Genomic DNA, 12575 nt, shown 5'->3' with positions numbered 1-12575 from the left:
ACATACGGTTTTTAAACTGTCAAAGCCCCTTTTCAATTTTTCTTTTTGACTTTTCCTTATGTTTCGTTAAGATAAAGAACATAAAGAAATAACTTAACGAATTTAACTTTCTAAAGGAAAAGAGGGTCAGTATGGATGAAAATCCAGAATTTGCAGCTATAGAACAGGCTCGGGATCTTGTTATTGACTCCATTGCTGAAACGATGGATCTTTACGGAATTACCCGCAGTGTCGGGATTTTATATGGGACGATGTATATGAGGGATGAGATGACGCTTGACGAAATGCGCGAGGAGTTGCAAATGAGCAAACCAAGCATGAGCACAGGTGTCAAAAAGCTTCAAGACTTAAACGTAGTGAAAAAAACATTTCACCGGGGCATCCGCAAGCATACATTTGTAGCTGAAAAAGATTTCTTTAAATTTTTCACAAATTTCTTTCCCCCTAAATGGGAGCGGGAGGTTCAAGTGAATGTAGCAGCGATCGAAGAAGCACAGGCTGATTTACAAAAGGTTTTAAGCAAGGAAGATCTCGATGAGGATATCAAAAATGAAGCGCAGCAGTTATATGATCAGCTGGAAAGCTCTAAAGCTTACTACGACTGGCTGAAGCGGCTTGCTGAAGCGGTGCAGAGCGGAGAAATTTTTAAATTTATACCGATCGAAACAAAGTAAAACAGCAAACGCCTGGGAAACCAGGCGTTTTTTTAGTGTAACTACTACAAATTTGAAAAATACGGGAAAAACACCCCATTTACTTCCAAAATATTTGATGGTAATTTTATGTAGGTAAAATTTGTATTTGGCCTTTCAGAGGAGGTGAAAAGCGGGCAGGCCTTTAATTTATTAATTTTTAGGGGGAATTTTATTATGAAACGCAAATTATTATCTTCTTTGGCAATTAGTGCACTAAGTCTCGGGTTACTCGTTTCTGCACCAACAGCTTCTTTCGCGGCTGAATCTACATCAACTAAAGCTCATACTGAATCTACTATGAGAACACAGTCTACTGCTTCATTGTTCGCAACAATCACTGGCGCCAGCAAAACGGAATGGTCTTTCTCAGATATCGAATTGACTTACCGTCCAAATACGCTTCTCAGCCTTGGCGTGATGGAATTTACGTTACCAAGCGGATTTACTGCAAATACGAAGGACACAATGAACGGTAATGCCTTGCGTGAAACACAGATCCTCAATAATGGGAAAACAGTGAGAATTCCTTTGGCACTTGATTTGTTAGGAGCTGGCGAATTCAAATTAAAACTGAATAACAAAACACTTCCTGCCGCTGGTACATATACTTTCCGCGCGGAGAATAAATCATTGAGCATCGGAAATAAATTTTACGCAGAAGCCAGCATTGACGTGGCTAAGCGCAGTACTCCTCCGACTCAGCCATGCGGCTGCAACTAATGTAAAAGACCGGTTAACACCGGTCTTTTTTTGCGTTTTCCCCTACCCTTTTTTCTCTCATTTCCGTTATCTTTTTTCTGGTTTAAAATTTAAATTGACAAACACTAGAAACAGGAGTAAATTCTTGAGTGTTCAATTTCATAAAGTCTCTTTTACCGCTTAATCAAACACGAACGGGGGAACCAACGATTGGCTGTTTTATTAACAGCCTTGGGGTGAATCTTACTAAGTAAGAGGGGGTACTCTGAATCCCTAATCCGACAGCTAACCTCGTAGGCGTATACAGAGAGGAGGTCTATTGCGACCATTCTTTGAAATGGTCTTTTTTGCTTAAAAAACGTTAATTTTACTAAGGGAGTTATGAACAGTGGGAAGAATAAAAAATAAGCAATTTGCCGTGATCGGGCTGGGCCGGTTTGGCGGCAGCATTTGCAAAGAACTGCACAGAATGGGACACGAGGTCCTTGCAGTTGATATCAACGAAGAAAAGGTCAATGCATATGCTTCTTACGCCACTCATGCGGTAATTGCCAACGCCACCGAAGAAAACGAATTGCTTTCATTAGGAATACGCAATTTTGAATATGTAATTGTTGCCATCGGAGCGAATATTCAAGCGAGTACACTGACCACCCTATTATTAAAGGAATTTGATATCCCTAATATTTGGGTGAAAGCTCAAAACTATTATCATCACAAGGTGCTTGAAAAAATCGGCGCGGATCGTATTATCCACCCTGAAAAAGACATGGGAGTCAAGATCGCACAAAGCCTTTCTGACGAAAACGTTTTGAATTACATTGATTTATCTGATGATTACAGTATTGTCGAGCTGCTGGCAACGCGAAAGCTTGATTCAAAATCAATTATTGACCTGAATGTGAGAGCAAAGTACGGCTGCACGATCCTGGCCATTAAACATCATGGAGATATCCGTCTTTCTCCCGCACCTGAAGACATCATTCACGAGCAGGATTGCCTGGTGATCATGGGGCACAAAAAGGATATTAAACGTTTTGAAAACGAAGGGATGTAGACAAAGGTGACACTTCAAAAGGATAAAGTGATCAAATGGGTTCGGTTTACACCGCCTCAAGTGCTTGCAATTGGTTTTTTCCTAACCATTATCATCGGGGCTGTGCTGTTAAAGCTTCCGTTTTCTACACTGAAGCCATTGTCATGGATCGATGCCCTTTTTACTGCAGCTTCCGCTACAACCGTTACAGGGCTTGCAGTTGTCGATACCGGTACAGAATTTACACTTTTCGGGCAAACTGTCATCATGGGGCTGATTCAGATCGGTGGGCTTGGATTTATGACGTTTGCTGTTTTGATCGTCATGATATTAGGGAAAAAAATCGGGTTGAAAGAACGAATGCTGGTTCAGGAAGCCTTAAATCAGCCGACAATCGGCGGCGTCATTGGCCTTGTCAAAGTCCTGTTTCTGTTCTCGATCAGTATTGAATTGATAGCAGCACTCATCCTATCCATCCGGCTTGTGCCTCAGTATGGCTGGTCATCTGGCTTGTTTGCCAGTCTGTTTCACGCGATTTCTGCTTTTAACAATGCCGGGTTTTCGCTGTGGCCTGATAATTTGATGAGCTACGTTGGGGACCCTACAGTGAACCTTGTGATTACTTTCTTATTTATTACAGGAGGGATCGGATTTACGGTTCTGTTTGACATTATGAAAAATCGGCGTTTCAAAGCTTTTTCCTTACATACAAAGCTTATGCTTACAGGAACGCTGATGTTGAATGCGATTGCTATGCTTGTGATCTTTATTCTAGAGTACAGCAACCCTGGCACGCTTGGCCACCTGCATATAGGGGATAAACTATGGGCTTCCTATTTTCAGGCAGTGACGCCGAGAACCGCAGGCTTCAACTCCCTTGATTTTGGAAGTATGAGAGAAGGAACGATTGTATTTACTTTATTATTGATGTTTATCGGAGCAGGCAGCGCTTCTACGGCGAGCGGCATTAAGCTGACTACGTTCATCGTGATTTTAACATCTGTTATTGCTTACTTGAGAGGTAAAAAAGAAACGGTGATTTTCCGCCGCTCCATCAAATATCCGATAATCATTAAAGCTTTAGCTGTAAGCGTCACCGGTTTGTTCATCGTGTTTTTAGGGATATTCGCCCTGACGATCACAGAACAAGCGCCGTTTATTCAAATTGTGTTTGAAACCTTTTCCGCTTTCGGAACTGTCGGCCTATCGATGGGGCTTACTCCTGAACTGACAACAGCTGGAAAGTGTATCATCATTGTCATCATGTTCATCGGAAGAATTGGTCCTTTAACGTTCGTGTTTTCATTCGCAAAAACAGAGCAATCAAATATTCGATACCCTGACGGCGAAGTGTTTACAGGGTGATATCAAAAAAATCCGGCGTGCAATCGCCGGATTTTTTTATGATTCGATATGAGATTGATTTTGTCTTTTTTCTTGTTCTGCGATGATCTCGTTGTCCTCTGCGTTATCACGGGTCACTTTTTGTGTAAGAATCGCGCCAACAGCTACGAGTATCATAACAGCGATGTAATAACCTTTTTCATTGAGTTCCAGGTTATCAGCATTATAGAGTCCGATACTAAACAAAAATACTCCCGCAAAAAAAGTGAAATAAGCCAATACGGTAAAGGCAACCGTATTTCTGCGTCTATATTTCTGCACCTTTGTTCCCTCCCAAAAGCATAGTTAATTAGTGATAACTGTCGTGGAATATTATACCTCAAATTCCCCTGAATGGAACAAAGAATTAAAAATACCAGTAAAAAGGACTTAGGTTGCTTCCTTTATTTCAATAGCTGAATCATCAATCCAGCCGATGAGTTTATTATTGATTTGGAATTGGTACCATACAGACTGGCCTTTCTGTTTTTTAGACACAACCTTTATATCTTTGCCGACGTAAGATTGGGCAGAGGTAAGCCTTATAGACCGATCATCAGTAGAAGGCTTGGACCATACGTCTTGGACGGCACTATCTTTAATGGAAGCATGTAAATCCACTGATTTGAGGGATGGGTTTACCTTATCGTACTCATCCAAATCGTATTTTTCCACAATAGCGCTGATTTTATGAGCGTAGTCAGGGTCTGTAGCATATCCTGCTGTTTGCAGTGCAGTCGCAGCTTCCTTATAATCTCCAGCCTCAAGCACAGGTTTATACTTCTTTTTATTCCACGATGTGCCGCGGACGAACAATTGGGCATGATCATCCATCGATTCAAAAAACGTGCTGTATTTTCGAAACTTCGCACGAATGGTTTTTCTTTTCCCTTTTTCAACTTCGTCCGTTTCCATCGTAACGTGATGGCCTTTATAATTTCCTTTCACGCCAAAAAGGTTGTTCGCCTTAGTAGCCAGCTCGCTGTTCCCCCAGTCGGATTCGAGAATGGCCTGAGCGATTGTGATGCTGGGGAGGACATGATATTTTTCATACAAAATTTGGGCATGCCCGGACAGGCTGTCTATAAATACTTGCTGTTCATCAACTTCTTCGGTTTCTTTAGATGTTTCAATCGGTTTTGATAAAGTTGTCGCTAAAACAAACAGAGCTAGCGGAATCGATACAATGAAAAATAGTGAAATGAAGAGTTTACGTTTTTTCAATTTTTTACGGGCCATGAAAACCTTCCTTCGAATTAAGAGATTACGAATGTAAAAGAATCTACCTTTTAGAATTTTACTTGCACTTCTAATATTTTTCAATTCTTTAGGGATAAAGTTGGGAAAAGATTGCATAATAAAAACCTTTTCATGAAAGGAAAAGGTTTTTATCACGTTTCTACTTTTGCAAATTTCTGAGTGCATTCCGATATTCTGTATCATTGATTACTTGATGTGATTTGACAGTTGCATTCGACAATCCCTGTCCTGAAACGGCCGGTTCCGGAGCTGTTTTTGCTTGGTCATGTGGTTTATGTGCAAGCTTGTGCCCCATTCCTGTAGCATTCATACAAAATGACAGGCAGACGAGCAGAACGCTGAGGATAAAAGAAATGAAAAAGAGATCATGATAAGCAGTCATCATAGAATCCTGTACCGAACCGTTTTGTCTGGCAGCATCTTTTTTCGTGAAAAAACCGATGAGAATCGGAACCCCCATATAGACAAACAACCTTAAAAACTGGACAGCTGTCATTCTCTTGACCAAATCAGGCAGCGGTCCTCCCATGGCAGCTCCCATCAGCCCTGCGGCGACTGTCAGGCCTGTTCCCGCTGCCAGCATGATAAACAGTGCTGCGAACATATAGAGAGACGATTGATCCTGCATATGCAGCCATTGAAAATTTACAAAGACGAGAATAAGTCCGCCGATAATACCGAGCATCCCTGGTCCGACTTTATCATAAAACAGAGCGCTCAAAATGGCCGCGATCGCCACTCCGATTAAAAGAGTCAAGTTTAAAAGAATGAGATGCTCCTGAGAAATATCATACATTTGACGGAGCAAGCCTTGAAAAGCAGACAGGCTGACAGCTACCGTTATCGTCCCTGCAGCTATGATCAATAACCCGAGCACCGGTTTTGGCAGAAGCATTAGTTTAATTGAAATGAAGGGATTTTTCACTTTATATTCTACTATTAATAGAACAATGAACAAACATAACGTCATACCGAAACCTGTCCATACATAACCCGATGAAAGCCCCCATTTTTGCAGAAAAATGAATGAAACCGCTGAGGCTGCGGCAAGGAGAACAGATAAAAGAATTCCCGCACGATCAAGGGGCTGTTCTTGAGCCGCCGCTCCGTGATGTTCGTCATGGAGAAAGAAATAGCTCACCGCGACACCGATCAGTGACAATGTGCCAAAGGTGATAAACAGCCATCTCCAATGCCCATAGCTTGTTGCAATCGTTCCCATGATCGTGCCGATGATAACAGAACCATAAAAGCCCCCAATCAGCACAAGCAGGGCATAGTTCCTGCGTTCAATCGGGAATGACAGTACAAGCATTGGAATCATAATCATCAGCATGACACCTGTTGCCGCTCCCTGTAAAAAGCGTCCTGCCGCCATCCATGCAATATCGTTTGAAAATGCGATGAGCAGTGAGCCTAGTATAAAAACAGGTAATGAAGCAAGGTAGACGGGACGAGCACCGAATTTTTTCCTCAGCAGCGGTCCTGTCGGAACTAACAAGGCAAAGGCCATATTTCCGATCAATATTGGATTTACTGATGTGAAGACACTTGTTCCAACCGCTTTCTGAACAAGGCTTTGAACTGACGACAATGCCGTGTTAGACATCAATCCCGGCCCGACCGCTAAAACGGCGAGCAAAGAAATCACCCAATAGTGTTTTGTCTTCATGTTGTCATTCCTTCCTATATGAATACATGCGAAATACACCATTTTTTTAAAACAAAAGAAGCTAATAGATTTTCGCATACCATTAGCTTTCATTCTAATATTCTCCCTTTCAGGGGAAATGATATTATTTTATTATAACTATGTGAACAAATGAGCATATATTCAAATATTATTTCAAACCGACTGTGTTTTGTCAATGGCGCAAATTTCAAGCTCTAACATAAACAGTTTTTGCCCCGATATTGTGTATAAGAGCCTAAAACTCCTCGCTTGTTCCTTCAAGTGAATCAAAAATCAAAGCAGGCAGCTTGAATCCTTTCATCCCCCTATTCCAACTAATAAGCTCGAATAGGTTGGTGATAAGCCAACGTGTTGACCGCACATTTTTTTGTGTTCACTGGGCGTTTGCCGCCTCTAATTTGTATATAGGTAAATACCATGAATTAATCTGTGAAATACCAATGTTAGGAAATTTTTATTTTTTCCGGGAGGCAAAACGAATGGAACTGTATGAGTGTATCCAAGATATTTTTGGCGGCTTGAAAAATCCATCGGTTAAAGATTTAGCAGCATCATTAAAACAAATTCCAAACGCAGCACAATTGAGTCAACCGTATATTAAGGAGCCAGACCAGTACGCCTACGGCCGAAATGCCATCTATCGAAACAATGATTTGGAGATTATCGTAATTCACATTCCGCCTAACGAGGAGACAACCGTCCACGATCATGGCCAATCTATTGGTTGTGCAATGGTGCTAGAAGGAAAACTCCTTAATTCTATCTATCGCTCAACCGGCGAACACGCAGAACTCTCCAATTCATACTTTGTCCACGAAGGAGAATGCCTTATTTCAACTAAAGGTTTAATTCACAAAATGTCCAATCCGGCGTCCGAACGAATGGTATCTCTTCATGTCTACTCCCCCCCTTTGAAAGACATGACGGTCTTTGAAGAACAAAGGGGGGTCTTGGAAAATTCATGATTGACAGATGAACTGTTCAACTGGAGGATTCAGAGAATGAACCTTTTTCTCAAAACAAAAAAACCCTTATCGAATAAGGGTTTACAGGTATGGAGCCAAGGGGGCTCGAACCCCTGACCTCTACGCTGCCAGCGTAGCGCTCTCCCAGCTGAGCTATGGCCCCGTATGTAACGTCATGTTTATTATAGATGATTTTTTTTTGAAAAACAAGCTGTTTCCTCTTGAATTGACAGAAAAAATAAGGCTCGGGATGAGCCTTATTTTTCGACTTACATCATGATTAAAAGTAAAATCACACCGAGAATAATTCGATAGATTGCAAATGGGACGAGTTTGATTTTATTAATCAGTCTTAAGAAGAAACGGACGACAAACAACGCGACAACAAAGGCACAGATAAAGCCGACGATGAAAAACGGCATCAAATCCGAGCTTAAGCTGTCCCAATGTTTCACAAGGCTCAGAAAACTTGCTCCCATCATGATCGGCATCGCCATAATAAACGTAAAATCGGCTGCCGCTCGGTGGTTTAACCCGAGAATAACACCTCCGGAAATGGTTGAACCTGAACGTGAGAAACCCGGCCAAAGGGCAAGACATTGGAATAAGCCGACTGCTATCGCCTGTTTATAGGAAATGCGGTCGAGGGTGTCTGTCGCTGCTTTCCGCTTATTTACCCAGTCAGCAAAAAGCATCAGGACTGCCCCGGCGATTAAACCGAAGGCCACAGTTTTAACGGAAAATAAATATTCATCAATGTAATCTTCAAACAAAAAGCCGAGAACAGCAGCTGGAACGAGCCCGACAGCAATTTGGGCAATGCTTAATTTATGTCCCTGCTTCTGGTCGCTTGTAATATTTTTTTTCAAGCCGAGTAAATTTAAAATTCGGTCTTTAAACACGATAGCTACTGCTAAAATGGATCCTAGCTGAATAACTACTTTGAATGAATTAGCAGCTTCTTCTGACATCAGATTACTTGATTTAAGCCAGATGTCGTCTACTATGATCATATGTCCTGTCGAAGAAACCGGCGCGTACTCTGTTAATCCTTCTACGATTCCTAAAATGGCGGCTACAAACAATTCCCATAGAGTCATGATTTTGATTCTCCCCATTAGACATTTATTTTTTTACATAACGGGAGCTTCCCATAAATGGAAAGCCCGTCTTATATAACTATAAACGAAAATCACACTTTATGACCCGGCATATTTTCATTTTTTTCTTCGTCGTATAAATGTGACCGCATTTTAAACCAGTCAAATAAATGTGTTGTAATGACTTTGACGACTGCATAGCCCGGAATGGCAAGAATGATTCCAACAACACCAAACAGTTTGCCGGCTGTTAACAGCAGAAATATAATCGTGATCGGGTGGATGTGAAGGTTTTTCCCCATAATTTGCGGAGAGATCAGCTTCCCTTCAATCAGCTGAACAATGGTCCAAACGATCACCAGCTTAAGCAGCATGAGCGGCGATGTCACTATGGCGATGATAATTGCAGGCGTGATGGCAATCGTTGGCCCTAAATATGGAACAATGCTTGTACAAGCCGCAATGACTGCGAGCAATGAAGCATAATCAAGGCCGATAATCAAATAACCGATAAACAGCAAAAACCCGATACAGAAGCTGACAATGATCTGGCCTCTGATATAAGAACTTAACCGATGATTCATTTCACTTAAGACTGTATATGTCTGTTCTTTCAATCGAGTCGGCACAAACTTCAGTATGTAGACCGGTAATTTTTTTCCGTCTTTTAGCAAATAGAAAAGAATAAACGGAACCGTGACGATCGAAATGATAATCTCAGTCAGCGCGCCGATAAAATTCCCAACACCGGTAAAGGTGCTGTTTACGATTGTCGCTGCCTGGTCCGAAACCTTTGTCGCGAGATCAGATATATTAATGTTCATCGTTTGCTGGGCCTGATTGACGAAGTTGCTGCCAATCAGCTGTTTCGTTTGGTCTTCTACGACGTCGACATATCTCGGGATATTGTCAATCAAACTCATAATTTGTTCTTTTAAAAAGGGGATGATGGACACGATCGTGATCGTGATCAGCCCGATAATCAATAGATATAACAGCAATATAGAATAGATTCTTCTTATTCTTCTTCTCTCCAGGAAATCGACAACTGGATTTAACAGATAAAAAACAATGCCTGTCAAAATAATCGGAAGTGAAATTGTTTTGAGCAGAACAATAATCGGGGTGAAAATAAATGATGTTTTTGTAAATACAAGAATATTTAAACCAATCAGCAGCAGCACAAGCAAAAATAAAACAAACTTATTGTCCAAGAAGAATCGCTTGAATCTGCCGCTCCATGTTTGCAACGTCTCCACTATCGTTCCTCCGTCATACATAGTTTAGTTAAATTGTACACTATCGTCCCTATAATGAAAAATAATAACCGTTAATTGCTGGAAAAGCTTTCTCTGTTGTCACATTCTAGTTACATCTATCATGTGATTTTGTTCTTTTTAAGCTATAATTTAGCTATATCATGCAAAAGGAGCGATACGAGTGATACGTTTTGCAATAATAGGAACCAACTGGATTACAGACCGCTTTCTTGAGTCAGCAGCGGATATAGAAGATTTTCAGCTGACTGCTGTTTATTCAAGATCGGCTGAACGCGCTGCTGAGTTTGCTGCTAAACACAATGCTGCGCATACCTTCTCAGACCTTCAGGAAATGGCGGAGACCAATTGTTTTGATGCCGTATACATAGCCAGCCCGAACGCTCTTCACAAGGAACAAGCCGTACTCTTTATGAACCACGGCAAGCATGTGCTTTGTGAGAAGCCGTTTGCTTCAAATACAAGAGAAACAGAAGAGATGATCTCAGCGGCTAAGGCAAACGGCGTTGTCCTCATGGAAGCGATGAAGACCACTTTCCTGCCGAATTTCAAAGAGCTGAAAAAACACCTGCATAAAATCGGCACTGTCCGCAGATTTACCGCAAGCTACTGTCAATACTCCTCACGGTATGACGCGTTCAGAAACGGAACTGTTTTGAATGCGTTTCAGCCTGAGCTTTCCAATGGGTCATTAATGGATATTGGCGTCTATTGTATTTATCCGGCTGTTGTGCTGTTTGGCGAGCCAAAGGATGTAAAAGCAAACGGATATGCTTTGTCTTCCGGAGTGGACGGAGAGGGAACTGTCATTCTGTCTTACGATGGGTTCGAAGCTGTTCTGATGCATTCTAAAATCTCTACTTCCTATGCCCCGGCGGAAATCCAGGGTGAAGACGGAACGATTGTAATTGATACGATTCACCGGCCTGAACGTGTTGAAATCCGCTACCGCGACGGCCGCCTTGAAAACATTGCGATCCCTGACCCTAAACCGGCGATGTTCTACGAAGCAGAAGAATTTGTCACGCTCATAAAAGAGAATAAGCAGGAATCGGAAGAAAATACATTTGAACGGTCTTTGACCACTGCAAAAATTATGGAAGAAGCAAGAAAGCAAATGGGGATTGTGTACCCTGCTGATCATGCTTAAAAAAATCCGCCCGCGTACAAATGACGCGGCGGATTTTTTATTAGGCAATCGGAGAAGACGCCTTCCTTTTTAAAAGCACCTCTTGTTCATACTCTTTGATGTCATGCAGCCATGCCTCTTTTACCGGCACGCCCATTTGTTCACAGTAGGAATCCCAGATGGCTCCGAAAGGATATGTTTTGAATTCCTCCATCAGCGCCAGCCTTTCTGTATAGCGGCCCTCTTCCTGCAATTGTTTTAAATAGCCGGTCGGGAGGAGCAAGGCATACAATAAAGCTTTGATCATATTTCTCGTTCCGATGGTCCAAGCCGCTACACGGTTAATGCTGGCATCGAAAAAATCCAGGCCGATAGCGACCTTCTCAAGAGCCTGATTACGTACAATTTCAAGAGCGATTTCTCTCAATTCATCATCCAAAACCACTACATGGTCGCTGTCCCAGCGAACTGGACGAGATACGTGCAAAGCAAGCTTGTCTGTATATAGCAGCATGGACGAGATCTTGTTTGATACCGTCTCAGTCGGATGAAAATGGCCTGTATCAAGTAAACAAAGCTTATGATTCGTCAGAGCATAGGCGAAATAAAATTCATGAGATCCGACAACATATGATTCAGAACCAAGCCCGAACAGCTTGCTTTCAACTGAATCGAGATTGTGTTGTTCACTGATCTCTTCTGCGAAAATCTGATCCAGTGATTCTTTTAATCTTCTACGCGGTGTCAGCCTGTCACTCGGGACATCCTTATAGCCGTCGGGAATCCAAATATTCGTCAAGCAAGGGGTGCCTAATTCTTTCCCGAAGTATTCTCCGATACGGCGGCACGCGATGCAATGCCTGATCCAAAATTCTCTGATATCCGGATCAGGGTGTGAAAGGGTGAGTCCATCAGCCGCTTTCTCATGCGAAAACAAGGTCGGATTGAAATCTAAACCTAGCCCTAAATCTTTTGCCCATTTCACCCAGTTTTCAAAATGCTGCGGCTTCAATTCGTCACGTGCTGTCTCTTCCCCGTTAGTTTCTGCGTAAATCGCATGCAGGTTCACACGGTGCTTTCCGGGAATGAGAGAAAGAGCCTTCTCCAAATCTCTTCTTAATTCTTCAGGCGTTTGCGCTTTTCCGGGATAATTGCCGGTCACATCAATTCCGCCTGAAAGCTCGCTCTTATTTACTTCAAAGCCTTCAATGTCGTCACCCTGCCAGCAGTGGATTGAAATGGGCACTTGCTCTAATTGCCGAAGCGCCTCTTCAACATCAATTCCCCATTTTTCATATGCCTGTTTTGCACTGTCATAATTGGCTTTTATGGTCATGC

The 12575-nt window shown here is 42.1% G+C and carries 12 protein-coding genes, 1 tRNA gene and 1 riboswitch; of the genes, 6 read left to right on the top strand and 7 right to left on the bottom strand.

The annotated features are described in order from the left end of the window. Positions 1–131 precede the first annotated feature (131 nt). The 4 genes from gbsR (at position 132) to ktrB (ending at position 3795) form a co-directional block, all read left to right on the top strand. Positions 132–674 (top strand): transcriptional regulator GbsR, encoded by a 543-nt coding sequence (gbsR, locus tag QA442_RS06240; RefSeq protein ID WP_095431775.1) that lies wholly within the window; start codon positions 132–134, stop codon positions 672–674. 195 nt (positions 675–869) lie between these two features. Then, a complete protein-coding gene (gene bslA / locus QA442_RS06235; RefSeq protein WP_014665133.1) occupies positions 870–1415 on the top strand; it encodes a biofilm surface layer hydrophobin BslA in 546 nt (181 codons plus the stop codon). A gap of 146 nt (positions 1416–1561) precedes the next feature. Beyond that, positions 1562–1710, top strand: a riboswitch (cyclic di-AMP (ydaO/yuaA leader). A 72-nt stretch (positions 1711–1782) separates the two neighbouring features. Further along, positions 1783–2451, top strand: a complete 669-nt coding sequence (gene ktrA / locus QA442_RS06230) for a potassium uptake protein KtrA (RefSeq protein WP_014665134.1) — start codon at positions 1783–1785, stop codon at positions 2449–2451. Between the two features lie 6 nt (positions 2452–2457). Next, positions 2458–3795, top strand: a complete 1338-nt coding sequence (gene ktrB, locus QA442_RS06225) for a Ktr system potassium transporter KtrB (protein ID WP_095431776.1) — start codon at positions 2458–2460, stop codon at positions 3793–3795. 36 nt (positions 3796–3831) lie between these two features. Here ktrB and QA442_RS06220 read toward each other — a convergent pair whose 3' ends face one another. From QA442_RS06220 to QA442_RS06210, 3 genes are all read right to left on the bottom strand, one after another. Then, on the bottom strand, positions 3832–4095 hold the full coding sequence (locus QA442_RS06220) for a YiaA/YiaB family inner membrane protein (protein WP_003222348.1): 264 nt from the start codon (positions 4093–4095) through the stop codon (positions 3832–3834). Positions 4096–4203: 108 nt separating this feature from the next. Next, complete coding sequence (gene lytG, locus QA442_RS06215; protein WP_095431777.1) at positions 4204–5052, bottom strand: exo-glucosaminidase LytG; 849 nt, start codon at positions 5050–5052, stop codon at positions 4204–4206. A 160-nt stretch (positions 5053–5212) separates the two neighbouring features. Continuing rightward, positions 5213–6745, bottom strand: a complete 1533-nt coding sequence (locus QA442_RS06210; RefSeq protein WP_095431778.1) for an MFS transporter — start codon at positions 6743–6745, stop codon at positions 5213–5215. Between the two features lie 500 nt (positions 6746–7245). Between QA442_RS06210 and cdoA the strand changes: the two genes are divergently transcribed. After that, positions 7246–7731 (top strand): cysteine dioxygenase, encoded by a 486-nt coding sequence (cdoA, locus tag QA442_RS06205; RefSeq protein ID WP_095431779.1) that lies wholly within the window; start codon positions 7246–7248, stop codon positions 7729–7731. Positions 7732–7821: 90 nt separating this feature from the next. On the opposite strand, the gene QA442_RS06200 is transcribed toward cdoA, so the two are convergent. The 3 genes from QA442_RS06200 to QA442_RS06190 all read right to left on the bottom strand — a co-directional run bounded on the left by QA442_RS06200 (position 7822) and on the right by QA442_RS06190 (position 10090). Next, a tRNA-Ala gene (locus QA442_RS06200) sits at positions 7822–7894 on the bottom strand. 106 nt (positions 7895–8000) lie between these two features. Next, on the bottom strand, positions 8001–8831 hold the full coding sequence (locus QA442_RS06195; protein WP_095431780.1) for an undecaprenyl-diphosphate phosphatase: 831 nt from the start codon (positions 8829–8831) through the stop codon (positions 8001–8003). A gap of 92 nt (positions 8832–8923) precedes the next feature. After that, positions 8924–10090, bottom strand: a complete 1167-nt coding sequence (locus QA442_RS06190) for an AI-2E family transporter (protein ID WP_095431781.1) — start codon at positions 10088–10090, stop codon at positions 8924–8926. Between the two features lie 181 nt (positions 10091–10271). Here QA442_RS06190 and iolU point away from each other — a divergent pair, with 181 nt between their 5' ends. Beyond that, complete coding sequence (gene iolU / locus QA442_RS06185) at positions 10272–11258, top strand: scyllo-inositol 2-dehydrogenase (protein WP_095431782.1); 987 nt, start codon at positions 10272–10274, stop codon at positions 11256–11258. Positions 11259–11298: 40 nt separating this feature from the next. On the opposite strand, the gene rhaA is transcribed toward iolU, so the two are convergent. Then, the gene (rhaA, locus tag QA442_RS06180; protein ID WP_095431783.1) at positions 11299–12573 is read right to left on the bottom strand and encodes an L-rhamnose isomerase; all 1275 of its coding nucleotides are present in this window, start codon (positions 12571–12573) and stop codon (positions 11299–11301) included. Positions 12574–12575: the final 2 nt, after the last annotated feature.

The sequence above is a fragment of the Bacillus stercoris genome (assembly GCF_029772985.1).
GTDB classification, from domain to species: Bacteria; Bacillota; Bacilli; order Bacillales; family Bacillaceae; genus Bacillus; species Bacillus stercoris.
The sequence above is the reverse complement of the archived record's forward strand: the minus strand, read 5'-3'. Positions and strand labels throughout refer to the sequence as shown.

Bases quoted from the DNA above. Each gene is read 5' to 3' on its own strand.
- lytG (WP_095431777.1), bottom strand. From the start codon at position 5,052: ATGGCCCGTAAAAAATTGAAAAAACGTAAACTCTTCATTTCACTATTT.
- QA442_RS06195 (WP_095431780.1), bottom strand. From the start codon at position 8,831: ATGACTCTATGGGAATTGTTTGTAGCCGCCATTTTAGGAATCGTAGAA.
- gbsR (WP_095431775.1), top strand. From the start codon at position 132: ATGGATGAAAATCCAGAATTTGCAGCTATAGAACAGGCTCGGGATCTT.
- bslA (WP_014665133.1), top strand. From the start codon at position 870: ATGAAACGCAAATTATTATCTTCTTTGGCAATTAGTGCACTAAGTCTC.
- rhaA (WP_095431783.1), bottom strand. From the start codon at position 12,573: ATGACCATAAAAGCCAATTATGACAGTGCAAAACAGGCATATGAAAAA.
- QA442_RS06210 (WP_095431778.1), bottom strand. From the start codon at position 6,745: ATGAAGACAAAACACTATTGGGTGATTTCTTTGCTCGCCGTTTTAGCG.
- cdoA (WP_095431779.1), top strand. From the start codon at position 7,246: ATGGAACTGTATGAGTGTATCCAAGATATTTTTGGCGGCTTGAAAAAT.